The 16,303-nt window shown below is 58.0% G+C and carries 14 protein-coding genes; 4 read left to right on the top strand and 10 right to left on the bottom strand.

Features of this window, described 5'->3' with window-relative positions; all coding sequences use genetic code 11:
- The first annotated feature begins 119 nt into the window (after positions 1 to 119).
- On the top strand, positions 120 to 650 hold the full coding sequence (hslV, locus tag FCS96_RS18900) for an ATP-dependent protease subunit HslV (protein ID WP_041341590.1): 531 nt from the start codon (positions 120 to 122) through the stop codon (positions 648 to 650).
- A 12-nt stretch (positions 651 to 662) separates the two neighbouring features.
- Positions 663 to 1,991 (top strand): ATP-dependent protease ATPase subunit HslU, encoded by a 1,329-nt coding sequence (gene hslU / locus FCS96_RS18895; protein ID WP_138441908.1) that lies wholly within the window; start codon positions 663 to 665, stop codon positions 1,989 to 1,991.
- Between the two features lie 55 nt (positions 1,992 to 2,046).
- On the opposite strand, the gene FCS96_RS18890 is transcribed toward hslU, so the two are convergent.
- The 3 genes from FCS96_RS18890 to FCS96_RS18880 form a co-directional block, all read right to left on the bottom strand.
- Entirely contained in the window at positions 2,047 to 3,288 is a 1,242-nt protein-coding gene (locus FCS96_RS18890) for a patatin-like phospholipase family protein (RefSeq protein WP_138441907.1), read from the bottom strand.
- A gap of 118 nt (positions 3,289 to 3,406) precedes the next feature.
- Entirely contained in the window at positions 3,407 to 5,713 is a 2,307-nt protein-coding gene (gene ptsP, locus FCS96_RS18885) for a phosphoenolpyruvate--protein phosphotransferase (protein WP_138441906.1), read from the bottom strand.
- Between the two features lie 15 nt (positions 5,714 to 5,728).
- Entirely contained in the window at positions 5,729 to 6,259 is a 531-nt protein-coding gene (locus tag FCS96_RS18880; RefSeq protein ID WP_138441905.1) for an RNA pyrophosphohydrolase, read from the bottom strand.
- A gap of 173 nt (positions 6,260 to 6,432) precedes the next feature.
- Between FCS96_RS18880 and FCS96_RS18875 the strand changes: the two genes are divergently transcribed.
- Positions 6,433 to 7,089: a histidinol-phosphatase gene (locus tag FCS96_RS18875; RefSeq protein ID WP_138441904.1), complete on the top strand. Its 657-nt coding sequence runs from the start codon at positions 6,433 to 6,435 to the stop codon at positions 7,087 to 7,089.
- Between the two features lie 46 nt (positions 7,090 to 7,135).
- On the opposite strand, the gene FCS96_RS18870 is transcribed toward FCS96_RS18875, so the two are convergent.
- From FCS96_RS18870 to FCS96_RS18860, 3 genes are all read right to left on the bottom strand, one after another.
- Positions 7,136 to 8,332: a class I SAM-dependent rRNA methyltransferase gene (locus tag FCS96_RS18870; protein ID WP_138441903.1), complete on the bottom strand. Its 1,197-nt coding sequence runs from the start codon at positions 8,330 to 8,332 to the stop codon at positions 7,136 to 7,138.
- A gap of 109 nt (positions 8,333 to 8,441) precedes the next feature.
- The gene (gene gcvH / locus FCS96_RS18865) at positions 8,442 to 8,834 is read right to left on the bottom strand and encodes a glycine cleavage system protein GcvH (protein ID WP_138441902.1); all 393 of its coding nucleotides are present in this window, start codon (positions 8,832 to 8,834) and stop codon (positions 8,442 to 8,444) included.
- Between the two features lie 46 nt (positions 8,835 to 8,880).
- Positions 8,881 to 9,771 carry a LysR family transcriptional regulator gene (locus FCS96_RS18860; RefSeq protein WP_138441901.1) on the bottom strand — a complete coding sequence of 297 codons (891 nt, stop codon included), beginning with the start codon at positions 9,769 to 9,771 and terminating at the stop codon, positions 8,881 to 8,883.
- A 127-nt stretch (positions 9,772 to 9,898) separates the two neighbouring features.
- Here FCS96_RS18860 and metE point away from each other — a divergent pair, with 127 nt between their 5' ends.
- On the top strand, positions 9,899 to 12,181 hold the full coding sequence (metE, locus tag FCS96_RS18855; RefSeq protein ID WP_138441900.1) for a 5-methyltetrahydropteroyltriglutamate--homocysteine S-methyltransferase: 2,283 nt from the start codon (positions 9,899 to 9,901) through the stop codon (positions 12,179 to 12,181).
- Here the strand turns inward: metE and cpdA are convergent.
- From cpdA to thiC, 4 genes are all read right to left on the bottom strand, one after another.
- Positions 12,178 to 12,984, bottom strand: coding sequence for a 3',5'-cyclic-AMP phosphodiesterase (cpdA, locus tag FCS96_RS18850; protein ID WP_138441899.1), 807 nt, complete (start codon positions 12,982 to 12,984; stop codon positions 12,178 to 12,180). The genes metE and cpdA overlap by 4 nt on opposite strands.
- A 200-nt stretch (positions 12,985 to 13,184) precedes the next feature.
- Positions 13,185 to 13,670 (bottom strand): DUF1249 domain-containing protein, encoded by a 486-nt coding sequence (locus FCS96_RS18845; protein ID WP_138441898.1) that lies wholly within the window; start codon positions 13,668 to 13,670, stop codon positions 13,185 to 13,187.
- Positions 13,670 to 14,287 (bottom strand): NUDIX domain-containing protein, encoded by a 618-nt coding sequence (locus tag FCS96_RS18840; protein ID WP_138441897.1) that lies wholly within the window; start codon positions 14,285 to 14,287, stop codon positions 13,670 to 13,672. The genes FCS96_RS18845 and FCS96_RS18840 overlap by 1 nt, the downstream gene beginning before the upstream one ends.
- A 95-nt stretch (positions 14,288 to 14,382) precedes the next feature.
- Positions 14,383 to 16,260, bottom strand: a complete 1,878-nt coding sequence (gene thiC, locus FCS96_RS18835; RefSeq protein ID WP_212747112.1) for a phosphomethylpyrimidine synthase ThiC — start codon at positions 16,258 to 16,260, stop codon at positions 14,383 to 14,385.
- Positions 16,261 to 16,303 lie beyond the last annotated feature (43 nt).

The raw sequence follows: 16,303 nt of genomic DNA, 5'->3' as shown, positions 1-16,303 counted from the left end.
CGTATTTACAGCGTGTTTCGCAAGGCTCTGCGCACTGCCCGCACGCTCCCCACTTGAATTCTCCCCCCAAGCCTCCATAACTGCTCAATACCGATTTCAATCAGGCAATTGGAGCCCAAATGACTACGATACTCTCGGTTCGGCGCGATGATGAAGTTGCCATGGGTGGCGACGGCCAGGTTTCGCTGGGCAACACCGTAATGAAAGGCAACGCCCGCAAAGTTCGCCGGCTTTATAACGGTAAAGTAGTTGCCGGATTTGCCGGTGGCACCGCCGATGCCTTTACCCTGTTTGAGCGCTTTGAAGCCCAACTGGAAAAGCACCAGGGCAACCTGACCCGGGCAGCCGTGGAACTGGCGAAGGATTGGCGAACGGACCGCGCACTGCGCAAGCTGGAAGCCCTGCTTGCGGTGGCGGACAAGACTGCATCGTTGATCATTACCGGTAACGGCGATGTGATTGAGCCTGAGCAAGGCTTGATTGCCATAGGTTCCGGCGGCCCATTTGCCCAAGCATCAGCTCGGGCACTGCTCGAGAACACCGATCTGTCGGCTCACGAAGTAGTCGAAAAGGGCCTGGATATTGCCGCTGATATCTGCATTTACACAAATCACAATCGCACCCTCGAAGTGCTGTCCACCAACGACTGATCCGGAGCGACCATGTCTGCAATGACACCCCGTGAGATCGTTCACGAGCTGAATAAACACATCGTGGGCCAGGACGAAGCCAAGCGGTCAGTGGCGATCGCCCTGAGAAACCGCTGGCGTCGGATGCAGCTTGATAGCAGCCTGCGTGACGAAATCACCCCAAAAAATATCCTGATGATCGGTCCGACCGGTGTCGGTAAAACGGAAATCGCCCGCAGGCTGGCAAAACTGGCCGATGCGCCGTTCCTGAAGGTGGAAGCCACCAAGTTTACCGAGGTTGGCTACGTTGGCCGGGATGTAGAGTCCATAATTAGGGACTTGGCCGACATGGCCATCAAGATGCTGCGCGAACAGGAAATGAAGCGCCATGACAACCGCGCCTTGGATGCCGCTGAAGATCGCATTCTCGACGCCCTGCTTCCGCCAGCTCGAGATTTCAAGGAGGACAGCAAGCGTCCAGATGACTCGTCCACGCGTCAACTGTTCCGCAAGAAGCTGCGTGAAGGCGAGCTGGATGAGAAAGAAATTGAAATCGAGCTGAGCAGCAGCGGTGGCGGCGTTGAAATCATGGCTCCTCCGGGTATGGAGGAGATGACCAGCCAGCTGCAAAGCATGTTCTCCAACCTGTCATCCGACAAGCGCAAGACCCGGAAAATGAAGGTCGCCGATGCGCTTAAACGGGTAAAGGATGAGGAAGCCGCCAAACTGGTCAACGAGGAAGAGATCAAGCAGAAGGCCATTCAGGCTGTTGAGCAAAACGGCATCGTCTTTGTCGACGAGATCGACAAGGTGGCCAAGCGCTCGGAGAACACGTCATCCGACGTCTCCCGCGAGGGCGTCCAGCGAGACCTTCTGCCCCTGATCGAAGGCAGTACGGTCAGCACCAAGTATGGATCGATTCGCACCGACCACATCCTGTTCATTGCCTCTGGCGCCTTCCATCTGTCGAAACCGTCTGACCTGATTCCGGAGCTTCAGGGCCGGTTGCCGATCCGGGTCGAACTCCAGGCGCTCACGCCGGAGGATTTCAAGCGCATCCTCACAGAGCCGGATGCATCGCTGGTGCAGCAGTACGAGGCCTTGATGGCAACCGAGGGCGTGCAACTGAGCTTTGCCGAGGACGCCATTGCCCGCATTGCGGAAGTGGCCTATAAGGTGAATGAAACCACGGAGAATATTGGTGCGCGCCGACTGCACACTGTGCTTGAGCGGTTACTGGAAAGCCTGTCATTCGATGCTGGCGACAAGGTCACCGACGGCTTCGAAGTGACCGCGCAGTATGTGGATGAAAAACTTGGAGAATTGGCGGAGGACGAGGACCTGAGCCGGTACATTCTGTAATTGCCCAGTTGAGTGGGGCACGGCGATCCGTGTCCCACTTTCACTTTGACCTACCCTACTGAGCTCGACTGAACAGCTGAGTGACGTTTTCCAGGCCAGAGGCCAGCTTGCCCTTCTCTGCCTGTTTTTTCCTGCCTTTCGCCACATACAGTGGCAACATCTCACCATAAAGACTGGTACTGATCGTACGCTGCTCGTCTTCCAGGCGATCCCGGCGTAACTTGATGCCGTACTTGGCCAGCTTGGGCTCCAACTCATCGGCGCGGTTAAGCAGATCCTGTCGGGTCATCTGGTAAGCGTGCTCGCACACCATACGACGAGACTGGAAGCTGAATACGTTGGAGAAAAACAGCTTGGCGTCGTCCCGGGTCGGCTCGAACAACAGAATGTCCTTGTCCGGGTAATCGCGTGTGTACTGGGCGATGCCTGACTGCATGCGGGAGTAGACCATGGTCCGGAACATCTGCGACAACAAATGAGGCATACCAGAGCGTGTCAACTCACCCGGCTTCATGGTGCCCGCGCGAACCGCTGCGCTGGCATCGATCGGCACCTGGGGGTTCACGGCAAACACCAGATCGGCACCGTCCTCGAACGCCACCGACGCGTGCAGGCCTTTGCGAAGCGTACCGTCCACGTAGTAACGACCATCAATATCCACCGGCACATAAAGTCCCGGTGATGCCGTGCTCGCCTGGATGGCCTTGGAAATGGGTACATGGTCAAAGCCCGGGGCACCAAAACAGACCGCGTCGGTACTCTCGACATCGGCAGCAACTATGTAGAGGCTGCGCTTGAGTTGGCGGAAATCGTTGGAGCGGCCCAGCATGGTAAAAGCTCGCTTCAAGTATTCGTGCAGGCCTTCATTATCAAAAAGACCAGCCGGCGCGGCCTGGGCCAAAATGGTCAATGCCTCCAGCAGACTCTGATCGTAAGGGTTGTTGACGAAGCGCTGGAGCGCGGTGGACATAAGACCAGGTACGGAAAGCAACCGACGGCCAATTTCCCGGAAAGCCGGCCGATAAAACACCTCGGGATGGAATGGGTGCACCTCGGCTTCATTGCGAACGAAAATCCTGCACAATTGCGCCGTGGTCATCTGATTGGCCAGATTGGCGGCCACAAACGAGCCGCTGTTCACCCCGACATAGACGTCGATATCGTTAAAATCCAGACCATCCAGCGCTTCGTCCAGGGCTCGCAGCGCACCGATTTCGTAAATACCCCCGAGCGGTCCGCCACCACCAAGCGCCAGGCCTATGCGGGGAGCAGATTGAAGATCGGTTGTATCAGTCATGGTGTTCCCTTTTCCGTTTGACGTAACGGGAGTTGGTTTCCGCACGCTCGAATACCCTCCAACCTAACAGTAGGTTTTAGAGTACACACCCTATAATCGCTCAAAATACGATAACAGGTCAGGAAAGGGCCTTTTCAGCAAAGGCCACGGTATTCGATTTACCCGGGCGGAGATACCGCCCGAAGCCTGCATTGCGCAACGCCAGGTCCACGCAACTCTTGATAACGTGGGGAGAATCCAGCAACAGGACATCTTCGAGCAGTTGCATCGCCCATTCCCGGCTCACACTACGAATCACCGATTTCACCTTCGGCAGGCTGGCCGCGTTCATGGACAGTGAATCGTAGCCCATGGCCATCAACAGCAGGGCCCCACCTGGATCCCCCGCCAGCTCGCCACAGATACCCACCGGCTTGCCCACGACATGGGCATCCTGGGCAATCCGCACCAGCGCCTGCAGCACCGCGGGGTGATAGGAATGGTAAAGCTGGGCCACCCGTGGATTGTTCCGGTCAACCGCCAGCAAATACTGGGTCAGGTCGTTCGAGCCCACCGACAGGAAGTCCACCCGGTCCGCCAGCTCACGGATCTGATAGACCGCAGCCGGTATTTCCACCATCACCCCCACCTTGGGCATGTGGATGTCGTAGCCCTCTTCACGAACCTCGTGGTACACCCGGTAGATAAGATGCAGGGATTCCTCAACCTCAGAAATGTTACTGATCATGGGCAGCATGATCTGCAGGTTGTTCAGCCCTTCACTGGCCTTGAGCATAGCCCGAACCTGCACCAGGAAGATTTCCGGGTGATCAAGAGTCACCCGGATGCCGCGCCAGCCCAGGAACGGGTTTTCCTCCTGGATCGGAAAATAGGTCAGCGACTTGTCACCCCCGATGTCCAGGGTTCGCATGGTAACCGGGTTCGGAGCAAACGCCTCCAACTGCTCGCGATAGTACTCCCGCTGCTCCTGCTCAGAAGGAAAGCGGTCCTTGATCATGAACGGTACTTCGGTGCGGTACAGTCCAATGCCTTCTGCGCCATGGGACAAGGACCGAACGACATCGGTCATCAGCCCGGTATTCACCAGCAGTGACACCCGATGGTTGTCGGTGGTCTCGCACGGTTTGTCCCGAAGAACCTCTAAACCGCGAATCAGCTCATTTTCTTCATCGTAGATGGCCTGATAGAAGGCCCGCAAGTCATCCGACGGCGAGGCGAAGATCTGGCCCTCGAAGCCGTCAACAATCAGTTCTTTTCCGTCCAGCTGATTGACCGGGATGTCTACCAAGCCCATGACGGTGGGCACACCCATGGCGCGGGCCAGGATCGCGACGTGGGAGTTACTGGAGCCCTTAACGGACACCAGTCCCACCAGCTGACCCTTGGGCACTTCCCCAAGCATGGCCGGCGTCAGTTCCTCGCTGACCAGCACGGTCCGCTCCGGATACTCAAGATGCCGCTGTTCACCCTCCTGCAGGTGCGAGAGCAACCGACGACCCAGATCCCGGACGTCAACGGCGCGCTCCTGTAGATAGTGATCATCCATCATTTCGAAGTGACGAATGTACTGCTGGACCACCTGTTTCAGGGCACCCTGGGCCCAAACACCGGCGCGGATATTGTTGGCAACCTCGCCCGGCAAGGCCTCATCACCGAGCATTCGGAGATAGACATCGAACAGCGCCTGCTCCTCTGGCCGCAATTGCGATGCAAGCCGATTTGCGACCCGCTCGATGTCCTCCCGAACCGCCTTAACGGCAGCACGGAACAGCTCAAGCTCCTGATCGATGTCGTCGGTTGGTTTCTCTGGCACCACATCCAGATCGGCCGCCGGATAAACCACCACACCTGAGCCGATGGCAACGCCGGGGGCGCCCGGCACACCGTTGAAACTGACATCCCGAGCCTCTTCGCCGGTCAGCGACAAGCCACTGATGGCTCCGGTGGCCTCGCTGTGAGCGATAACCCCGGCCAGCTGCGCTGACACGGTGACCAGGAAAGCTTCTTCGCCTTCGTCAAAGCAACGGGAACTCTCCCGCTGCTGGACAACCAATACGCCCAGAACCCGGCGATGGTGGATGATGGGAACGCCCAGAAACGACCGGAATCGCTCTTCACCGGTCTCCGGGAAATAGCGGTAGCGGGGATGGGACGGCGCGTCTTCCAGGTTGATCGGCTCCTCACGGGAGCCCACAAGCCCGACCAGGCCTTCAGAATAACCAAGACTGACCTTACCGACAGCCTTGCGATAGAGGCCTTCGGTGGCCATCAGAATGTAGCGATTGGTCGCCGGATCCAGCAGGTAAACGGAACAGACCTCTGTCCCCATGGCCTTTTGCACCCGCGAGACAATGACGTCCAACGCCTCCTGCAGATCGCGGGCGCTGTTTACCTCTTGTACAAGACTTCGCAGTATGCTCAGCATGGCGGTGTCAATCCGTCATTTCTGGTGTTCCTTTGCGTTCCGGTTCTGCTCGTACCTGCGCCACTGCTCCATGTTATAGAACAGCCGAGGCGCGAGCTCCCGCAACGCACGTCGATACACTTCCCGTTTAAATGAAACTACCTGACCCAACGGATACCAATAGCTAACCCACTGCCAGCCGTCGAACTCCGGTGAATCGGTACCGTCCACGCACACCTGCGCATCCGGCGATAACATCCTCAGCAGGAACCATTTCTGTTTTTGGCCCACACAAACGGGGTGCGAGTTGTGGCGTACCATCCTCCTCGGAAGCCGGTACCTAAGCCAGCCACGGGTACAACTGATGATTTCAACATCGCTGGCTCCGAGACCGATTTCCTCTCCCAGCTCCCGGTACAGCGCCGCCTCCGGTGACTCATCATGATTGATGCCACCTTGGGGGAACTGCCAGGAGTCCTGCCCTATTCGCCGTGCCCAGAGAACTTCTCCCCGGTGGTTGGCCAGAATGATTCCGACGTTGGGTCTGAAACCGTCTGAATCGATCACGGCACAGTCCTCTCAAAAGTCGGCGGACCGGTTCAAAAATTGACCGGTCAGAATTGTCCAAGTTGCTCTCATTCTTGCAGAAACCCAAGGGTTCGGCAAACGGAGCCGCATTCCGTCGGTCGTGCTAGACTACCTGGCCTGAAGCAGGCCATGTAATCACCGGAGGTAACAGCTTGACGCTCGCAATTTTTGATCTGGACAACACGCTTCTTGCTGGCGACAGCGACCACGCTTGGGGAGAATTCCTAGTTGAAGAAGGCATTGTGGATGCGGAAGAGTATCGCAAGGCAAACGACCGGTTTTACGAGGAGTACCTAAACGGCGAGCTGGATATCCTTCATTACCTGGGTTTTGCCCTGCAACCGCTGGCCAATCACAACCTGGATCAGTTACTGGCCTGGCGTGAGTCCTTTATGGACAAGAAGGTACGGCCGATGATGCAGCGAAAAGCCGCTGAACTGTTGGACCGCCATCGGGCGCAGGGTCACACCCTGATGATCATCACCGCCACCAACCGGTTCGTGACCGAACCGATTGCCGAGGCGCTGGGCATTGAGCACTTGATCGCAACCGAACCGGAGCTGGTGAACGGTCGCTACACCGGCGAAGTTGCGGGCGTGCCCAGTTTTCAGGATGGCAAGGTTACTCGCCTGCAGGACTGGCTTAGCGCCTACGGGCATGACCTTGACGGAGCCTGGTTCTACAGCGACTCCCACAACGACGCCCCCCTGCTCCGGGAAGTCGAACACCCCGTCGCCGTCGATCCGGACCCAACGCTTGAGGCGCTGGCCCGGGAAAACGGCTGGCAGATCCTCTCTCTAAGGGACTGACGCGGACGGGGCCCTACCCCTCAAGGGCTGGGACAGCCCGGTGCAATCAGAAGAATCCGGTTAGAGATCGGACAAAGCTGGACTTGATGTAGTCAGTCTCCGGAATACCCGGAATCACCGGGTGGTCCGGTGCCTGATGCCCCTGCTCCAGCAGCTGCACAAATCGGTCAATTTTCCGGCCGCTGCTGCGAATGATATCGGTTAGCCGATCCTGGGACAGGTGCATGGAGCAGGATGCCGATACCAGAATGCCATCCCGCTCGAGCAGCCGCAGGCCCAGTTGGTTCAGCCGGGCATACGCCTGCTCACCCGCCTTCTGGTCACGACGCCTGGGGATCAGCGCGGGTGGATCCAGCACCACGATGTCGAACTTTTCCTTCTCGTCGCACAACGCTTTCAGCGCCTCAAAGGCATCGCCTTCAAGGGTTTCCACGTTGGCGAGACCGTTCAGGCGAGCGTTGTGATGCACCGACTCAATGGCCGAGGACGAGCTGTCGACACAGGTAACCTGGGTGGCACCGGCACAGGCCGCCTGAATGCCCCAACCGCCCACGTAGCTGAACACATCGAGCACCCGTTTCCCGGGAGCGTAGGACTGCAACCGCTGACGATTCATCCGGTGATCGTAAAACCAACCGGTTTTCTGGCCGCCCTCAAGCGGCACTTCGAAGCGTACGCCGTTTTCCTCCACCTTCAGCAGAGCCACCTCAGGTCCATGAGCCTGTTCAACGTAGGTCTCAAGCCCCTCGACCTTCCGCATCTTGCCATCGTTCTTCAGGATGATCGCGGTGGGATGGGCCAGGCGCTGCACTGCACGCACAATGGCGTCTTTCAGCAATTCCATGCCAGCGGTGGAGATCTGCACCACGACGGTATCGTCGAAGCGATCAATCACCAGCCCGGACAGGCCATCGCTGTCACCGAACACCCAACGGTAAAACGGCCGGTCAAACAGCTTTTCTCGCAGCGACAGCGCCGTTTCCAGGCGATCCGTCAGGCGCTTGGGCGTCATGCCGTGACTGGCATCCCGGCTAATCAAACGACCGCAGATCAGCGCATGGGGATTAACGAAAATCGTTCCCAGCGGCTTATCGTTGGCGGCCCGCAGCTCGGCCTGGGAGCCTGCTTCAAACTCCGTCAGCGGCGAACGCCGGGTATCCACTTCGTTGCTGTACACCCATAAGTGGCCCGCCCTCAGCCTGCGCTCGGCGCCTTTTCGTAAATACAACACTGGAAAATTCATAACGGGCACCTGGTCGAGGAAAAAATGGGGCGGAAATTATACATGGCGGGGTGGATCAAACACCCCGCCATCTGAACGCATGTTTACGCGGCCTGACATCAAGAGCAGCTTAGCTCTCGGCAGCCACGTGCTCAGTGTAGGCGGTTGCGTCCATCAGTCCTTCGAGCTCGCCCTGGTCCTCCAGCTTAACCTTGAACAGCCAGCCATCGCCGTAAGGGTCTTCGTTGACCTTTTCCGGCTCGTCCTCAAGGGCCTCGTTCACAGCAATGACTTCACCTGTGACCGGACTGAATACATCCGATGCTGACTTCACTGATTCCGCAACACCGGCCTCTTCGCCGCCGTTCACTGTCACGCCCAGATCGGGCACGCCGATGTAAACCACGTCACCCAGCTGCTCTTGGGCAAAGTCGGTAATGCCCACGGTTGCAGTGCCATCGTCAGACACACGCACCCACTGGTGGGTTTCGATGTATTTCAGATCTGCAGGTATATCACTCATGATCGGATTCCTGATTGCGTTTTTTCGCGCAGTTTACCGCAAGTCCCTAGCGCCAGCGAACATCCCGGGCCATCGTCATGAAGGAATTCAGGTAGTCCACCCCCATATCCCGCTCACGAAGGCCTAAAAAGATCTGTTTGGCGATGCCGTGTTCACCAAGGCGCACCGGCGTGACCGGGATTTTATCGCGGTACTCCAGCACCAGCCAGCGTGGCAGCGCGGCAACGCCGCGCCACGTGGCCACCATCTGCAACATGATGTCGGTGGTTTCGATGGTTTTGTGGCGGGCAGGACGCACATGGGCTGGCAACAAAAACTGGCTGAAGATGTCGAGCCGTTCGATCTCAACCGGATAGGTAATCAGCGTTTCCCTGGCGAGATCCTCTGGCCTTGCCCACTGTGCGCCCGCCAGCGGATGATCATCGGCCACCACCAGCACCTGCTCATAATCGAAAACCGGCTGGAACACCAAGCCCGGACGATGCAGTGGATCCGGAGTCACCAACATATCGATGTCATGCCCGTAGAGGGCGCCAATCCCGCCGAACTGGAATTTCTGCTTCACGTCCACATCAACATCTGGCCAACGCTCAAGGTAGGGACCAACCACCTTCAGTAACCACTGATAACAAGGGTGACATTCCATTCCGACTCTCAGGCTGCCCCTCTGGCCCTTGGCAAACTGGCCGACCAGCCTCTCCGCGTGCTCAAACTGTGGCAATAGCCGGTTCGCCAGCGCAAGTAAATACTCACCTGATTGCGTTAACCGCAGTTGTCGCCCTTCGCGAACCCACACTGCCGTACCCAGCTGTTGCTCCAGCTTGCGAATGGCGTGACTGAGCGCCGACTGAGTCAGGTTCAGCGTCTCGGCGGCGGCGGTCAGCGATCCGTGCTGGTCGACGGCACTGAGAATTTCCAAATGGTTCCGGTCCAGCACTCAACACCTCTAATGCGTGAATTATTTTCATGGATAGCTGAAATAATACCATTATTCTTCATTGCCAAGGCGATTTAGGCTAGCTCCTTTCTATCCCAACCAAACAGACACAAGGAGATCATCGGCCATGGTGACCACGCACAATCTCGGCTTTCCCCGCATCGGCAAGCAACGCGAATTGAAGTTTGCGCTGGAGGCGTTCTGGCAGGGCCGGATAACGGAGAGCGAACTGACCGAAACCGGCACCCGACTGCGCCAGGAAAACTGGCACGCGCAGAGCCAGTTCGATCTGGTGCCGGTTGGAGACTTTTCGCTTTACGATCAGGTTCTGGACATGAGCTTTACCTTGGGCCACCTGCCCGAACGGGCCCGAAAAGGAGGCGGAGCCACCCTCGATCAGTACTTCCGGGTCGCCCGGGGGCGCTCGGCCAACGATGACGCGTGTCAGTCCATCCATGCCGGGGCCATGACCAAATGGTTCGACACAAACTATCACTACATCGTGCCCGAATTCGACGCGACTACCACATTCTCACTGAATCCCGAGCGCCTGCGGGCGCAGATTACCGAAGCAAAAAACCAGGGCCTTACGCCGAAGCCGGTGATCATCGGGCCAATTACCTATCTCTGGCTCGGCAGAGCAAAGGACGACATCAATCCACTGGATCTGCTCGATCGCCTGCTACCGGTCTACGCCGAACTATTGGAGCACCTTGCTGAGCAGGGCATTGACTGGGTTCAGGTGGATGAACCGATACTGGTTACTGAACTGGATCTGACCTGGCGCCATGCCTTCAATCTGGCCTACCATCACCTGAAAACCACAGCACCAAAACTGCTGCTAACCACCTACTTCGGCGACCTGCGGGAAAACCTCCAGCTTGCCTGTGATCTGCCTGTGGCGGGCCTGCATCTGGATGCTATCAGCGCGCCTCAGGAGGTCAGCCGGGTTGCAGATTGGCTGGCACCGCACAAGATACTGTCTGTAGGCGTGGTCAATGGCCGCAACATCTGGCGCACCGACCTGAACAGAACATTGGACTGGCTTGAGCCCCTGCACGAAAAACTGGGCAACCGGTTATGGCTGGCACCATCCTGCTCACTGCTACATGTTCCCGTCGACCTGGAGAGCGAACAGCAACTGGACGCTGAGGTCAAAGCCTGGCTCGCGTTCGCTGTGCAAAAACTCGAGGAACTGACCACACTGGCCCGCGCCCTGAATCTGGGCCGTGACGCGGTGAAGGACGTCTTGGCGAAAAACGCATCGGCGGTCCGGAGCCGACAGCACTCTGTCCGCGCCAACCCTGCAGCAGCCACCCAGGCCCTTCAGAATCTGGACAGCTCAGCAGGCTGCCGAAAGTCGGCCTATCACGCTCGACGCGAGATCCAGCGCCGACCGCTGCCGCTGCCGCCCTACCCAACCACCACCATTGGCTCGTTCCCCCAAACCCAGGAAATCCGCAAGGCCCGCCAGCAATTCCGCAAAGGCGCACTGACAGAAGCCGACTACACAGCGCGGATTCGCAACGAAATTGCTGATTGCATTCGCAGGCAGGAAGAGCTCGGGCTTGATGTCCTGGTCCACGGCGAAGCTGAACGCAACGACATGGTGGAGTATTTCGGCGAGCATCTGGAAGGCTATGCGTTCAGCCAGTTTGGCTGGGTCCAGTCCTACGGCTCCCGCTGTGTAAAACCACCTATCCTGTTCGGCAACATCTCCCGCCCCCGAGCCATCACGGTAGACTGGAGCCGCTACGCTCAATCCCTCACGGACAAACCGGTTAAAGGCATGCTCACCGGCCCGGTCACCATTCTGAACTGGTCTTTTGTTCGCGACGACCAGCCCCGCAAGGACACTGCCCTGCAACTGGCGCTAGCTATAAGGGAGGAGGTTCTTGATCTGGAAGCGGCGGGCCTGAAGATCATCCAAATTGACGAAGCTGCGCTCCGAGAGGGACTGCCACTGCGCCAGTCAGACTGGGCCGGCTACCTGGACTGGGCCATCGATGCCTTCAGGCTGGCGGCGAATGGCGTTAAGGATGAGACCCAAGTGCACACTCACATGTGCTACTCCGAGTTTAACGACATCCTGGACGCCATCACCCGGATGGACGCCGATGTCATCACCATTGAAACATCCCGGTCGGACATGACTCTTCTGGAAGCCTTCAAGGAAAAGTCCTACCCGAACGACATAGGCCCGGGCGTTTACGATATCCACTCTCCCAACATTCCCGAGCCACAGGACATTGTGGCCCTGATCGGAAGGGCTGCAGAGCGGATTCCCGCCGAGCGACTGTGGGTTAACCCGGACTGTGGGCTGAAAACGCGAGGTTGGGAGGAAGTCATCCCGGCACTGGAAAATATGGTTCGAGCCGCAAAAGCGCTCCGCCTGGAGCACCCCGCTTAATAGCCCGAACTGTTCTGGTCCAGCTCGAACTCAAAATCATTCGCCCGGCCCACTTCGGTGCTGAACTCGCCAGAGTTCATCAACTCGAACCAGCGATAGCCGGGCGGCAGAGGCTCCACGGAAAAATCACTGGAGCCGGAAGTGAACTGGATACAGGTCGATGGCGTGGCCATCAGGTGCACGCCATTTCGATGCAGCCCCTGCTCCTGATGGATGTGCCCCCACAGTACAATTTTCACCTGCGGGAACCGATCAACGATTTGCCAGAAATGCTCTCGGTTGCGCAAACCGATGGACTGCATCCAGTCGCAGCCAACGTCCACTGGATGATGATGCAGAGTGACCAGTGCTGGCAATTCCGGGTACTCGGCCAGAGCTGCTTCAAGAAAGTCCAGCTCAGATTGAGGCAACTCACCGTAAACCTGCCCAGGCACTGAGGAATCCAGCAGCAGACACTGCCAGCCACCTTGAACGATTTGCCGACGGTCAGCCCCGTATTCTGCCGCGACAGTCTGCAGTGCTCCAGATTCGTCATGATTGCCAGCCAGCCAGGCCGAACCACAGACGAACGCCTGCAGCCGATCCCCGAACGCCCGGTAAGCTTCTTCGGAGCCATCCTGAGCAAGGTCTCCGGTTGCCAGGATGAGGTCAGGTTGGCCATGGGTTTTAATAGCCTGGGCAATGACGGCATCGAGACTGTCCCGGGTATTCACCCCGAGAAGCTCGCCATTGGCGTCGGCCATCAGGTGAGGATCCGTCAACTGCAGTACCCGGAATGGCCGGTTCCTATCGTTAGTAGTCATACGCTCTTGGTCAAGTCAGTGCCCAATTCAAACTCTCGGACAAGTGTACGACGGCTGCTTACGGTTTGGCCTCTCTCGAATGCCACGGGGGTCACATTCTGATTAGCCCCTGCCGACAAACTGCCTTTTTTGACAACTGTGACACAACCACTTGCGAGCGCTTCGCCCAATTGCGACCTGTGCCGGGCCGAGTTTCCGGATCAATCGACGCCCTCGCCCGCGGACCAGGCAGCGTGCTCCATCGGCAGGTGACCGAAACGCAGGCAATAATCCAGCCAGTCCGCGAGAAATCCGTTGACCTGTGCCTTTTCGTCAGGGTGGTGCATAAAGCGGTTGGGATAATCGTTGACGGGCGCAATTTGACGATCGCGATAACAACTGATCACTTCAGTCATGGCGGCGTCGTGGTAGACACGCACCGTCATTTGCGGGTTATTCAGCCAGCGGCCGGAATTATGAATCTGTTCCAGCAAGAGGGTTTCAGTGTACTTGGCAGCCTGCAGAAGCTTGATCTGCACCCGACCCAGGTAGATGTTTTCGCGATGGAGTTCGAACTCGCACACCGGCTTGCCGTCCACCTCGAGCTGGCGCAACCGGCGCAGGCGCTGGTAATTGCCATCACACAGGGCACCAAGCTGCCTCAGGTCCGGCACATAGCGCTTTGGATGCATGCTCCACTCAGTCATTAGCTGGCCTCTTTCCAAAGTCTTGAACGGTTCAGTTCAAGCCACTGCAAGGCAATGATAGCTGCTGCGTTGTTGATCCGGCCATCGTGGATCATGGCAATGGCATTCTCGGCACTGACCACATGGGCCCGGATATCTTCGTGCTCATGCTCAACACCATACAGCCCTCCGGCTGCCTCGGTGCTGATCAGACCGCAGAACAGGTGGATCATCTCGGTGCTGCCACCGGGCGATACCATATAATCACAGATCTTTGTCAGCTCACCGAAGGTCAGACCGGCCTCTTCCTGACCTTCCCGCTGGGCCACGTCTTCAGGTGTTTCACCATCTTCGTTCATCCCGGCCACCAGTTCCAGCAACCAGGGTGACTGGTTGCGGCCAAGGGCACCAAGACGGAACTGCTCTAACAGCACCACTTCATCCCGAACCGGATCGTAGGGCAGAACGCAGGTGGCATCGCCACGAATGAACAGCTCGCGGGTAAAGACGGGCATGTCCCGGCCATCGAATCGCGCGTGCGTCAGCCACAACTTGTCCATGCGGAAAAAGCCCTGGAAAACGGTTTCACGTTTTTCGATGGTGACATCGCTGGAGTTGAACTGAAATGGTTCGGTCATTGTTCACCCTGTTTCGGCAATGACTTCGAACGATAGCCTTTGGCTGTTCTTGATTGCAAGGGGATTGGCGCTCGGCGCACCAATCCCCAATCAATTCAGACCTTGTCGTACAGCTTGCTACCGGACTCGACAAACTCCCGGGACTTCTCCTGCATGCCAACGTCCACGGCGGCCACCTCATCCAGGCCATGCTCCTTAGCATAATCCCTGACCTCCTGGGATATCTGCATGGAACAGAACTTGGGGCCACACATGGAGCAGAAGTGGGCAACCTTGGCGGAATCCTTCGGCAGGGTTTCATCGTGGTAGGCGCGGGCAGTGTCCGGGTCGAGCCCCAGGTTGAACTGGTCTTCCCAGCGGAACTCGAACCTCGCCTTGGACAACGCATTGTCCCGCACCTGGGCACCCGGGTGGCCCTTGGCCAGATCGGCCGCGTGCGCCGCTATCTTGTAGGTGATGATGCCGGTTTTGACGTCGTCCTTGTTGGGCAGTCCCAGATGCTCCTTGGGCGTGACGTAACAGAGCATGGCGCAGCCGTACCAGCCGATCATCGCCGCGCCAATACCGGAGGTGATGTGATCGTAACCCGGTGCGATGTCCGTGATCAGCGGCCCTAGTGTGTAGAAGGGGGCCTCATCGCAGCATTCCAACTGCTTGTCCATGTTCTCTTTGACCAGATGCATGGGCACATGGCCGGGCCCTTCGATCATGACCTGGATATCGTGCTTCCAGGCGATCTTGGTGAGCTCGCCCAGCGTCTCCAGTTCGCCGAACTGGGCGGCGTCATTAGCGTCGGCGATTGATCCCGGGCGCAGGCCATCGCCCAGGCTGAAGGACACATCGTAGACTTTCATGATCTCGCAGATGTCTTCGAAGTGCTCGTACAGAAAACTCTCACGGTGATGCGCCAGGCACCACTTCGCCATGATGGAACCACCCCGGGACACAATGCCAGTGGTCCGGGCCGCGGTCAGCGGCACGTGATGCAAACGGACGCCCGCGTGGATAGTGAAGTAGTCCACGCCCTGCTCCGCCTGTTCGATCAGGGTATCCCGGAAAATTTCCCAGGTCAGGTCCTCGGCCACGCCGCCAACTTTTTCCAGGGCCTGGTATATCGGGACGGTGCCAATGGGAACCGGCGAGTTACGCACAATCCACTCGCGGGTTTCGTGGATGTTCTTGCCAGTGGACAGGTCCATGATGGTGTCGGCGCCCCAGCGGATGCCCCAAGTCAACTTCTCCACCTCTTCCTCGATCGAGGAGCTGACCGCAGAGTTGCCGATATTGCCATTGATCTTCACCAGGAAATTGCGGCCAATGATCATTGGCTCCGATTCCGGGTGATTGATGTTGGCGGGGATAATGGCACGGCCACGGGCCACTTCGTCGCGGACGAATTCCGGTGTGATTTCTGCTGGCAGATTGGCACCGAACGACTGCCCCGGATGCTGGTCCTTCAGCAAGCCCCGCTCCCGGGCTTCCTGCAATTTCTGATTCTCCCGGATCGCGATGTACTCCATTTCCGGAGTGATGATGCCTTTGCGAGCGTAGTGCATCTGACTGACATTGCAGCCTGGCTTGGCGCGGAGTGGTTTGCGCTCATCCATGAACCGCAGCGGATCCAATCGGGGATCGCTCATGCGGCGCCGCGTGAACTCCGAGGTATAGCCGGGCAGAGGCTCGACATCGTTACGTTCTGTGATCCAGGCTGCGCGGATCGGCGCCAGCCCCTTGCGCAAGTCAATCGTGGCCTCGGGATCGGTGTACGGCCCTGAGGTGTCGTAGACCATCACGGCTTCGTTCTTTTCCCCACCCATTTCAGTCGGGGTATCGGCCAATGAAATCTCGCGCATGGGCACACGTAGATCGGGGCGGCTACCGGATACGTAAACCTTGCGGGAATTGGGTAGCGGTGTGACCGCTGCGGAATCCACCTGGGCGGAATCACTGAGGTAGGAAGGTAGCTCTGTCATCGTTTGCTCCCGGAACTTTAATGGAGGTCGGGTCGCGTATGAC

This window comes from Marinobacter alexandrii (assembly GCF_005871205.1).
Taxonomy (GTDB): Bacteria; Pseudomonadota; Gammaproteobacteria; order Pseudomonadales; family Oleiphilaceae; genus Marinobacter; species Marinobacter alexandrii.
The sequence above is the reverse complement of the archived record's forward strand: the minus strand, read 5'-3'. Positions and strand labels throughout refer to the sequence as shown.

Bases quoted from the DNA above. Each gene is read 5' to 3' on its own strand.
- hslV (WP_041341590.1), top strand. From the start codon at position 120: ATGACTACGATACTCTCGGTTCGGCGCGATGATGAAGTTGCCATGGGT.
- gcvH (WP_138441902.1), bottom strand. From the start codon at position 8,834: ATGAGTGATATACCTGCAGATCTGAAATACATCGAAACCCACCAGTGG.
- hslU (WP_138441908.1), top strand. From the start codon at position 663: ATGTCTGCAATGACACCCCGTGAGATCGTTCACGAGCTGAATAAACAC.
- FCS96_RS18870 (WP_138441903.1), bottom strand. From the start codon at position 8,332: ATGAATTTTCCAGTGTTGTATTTACGAAAAGGCGCCGAGCGCAGGCTG.
- metE (WP_138441900.1), top strand. From the start codon at position 9,899: ATGGTGACCACGCACAATCTCGGCTTTCCCCGCATCGGCAAGCAACGC.
- ptsP (WP_138441906.1), bottom strand. From the start codon at position 5,713: ATGCTGAGCATACTGCGAAGTCTTGTACAAGAGGTAAACAGCGCCCGC.
- FCS96_RS18890 (WP_138441907.1), bottom strand. From the start codon at position 3,288: ATGACTGATACAACCGATCTTCAATCTGCTCCCCGCATAGGCCTGGCG.
- cpdA (WP_138441899.1), bottom strand. From the start codon at position 12,984: ATGACTACTAACGATAGGAACCGGCCATTCCGGGTACTGCAGTTGACG.
- thiC (WP_212747112.1), bottom strand. From the start codon at position 16,260: ATGACAGAGCTACCTTCCTACCTCAGTGATTCCGCCCAGGTGGATTCC.
- FCS96_RS18845 (WP_138441898.1), bottom strand. From the start codon at position 13,670: ATGACTGAGTGGAGCATGCATCCAAAGCGCTATGTGCCGGACCTGAGG.
- FCS96_RS18840 (WP_138441897.1), bottom strand. From the start codon at position 14,287: ATGACCGAACCATTTCAGTTCAACTCCAGCGATGTCACCATCGAAAAA.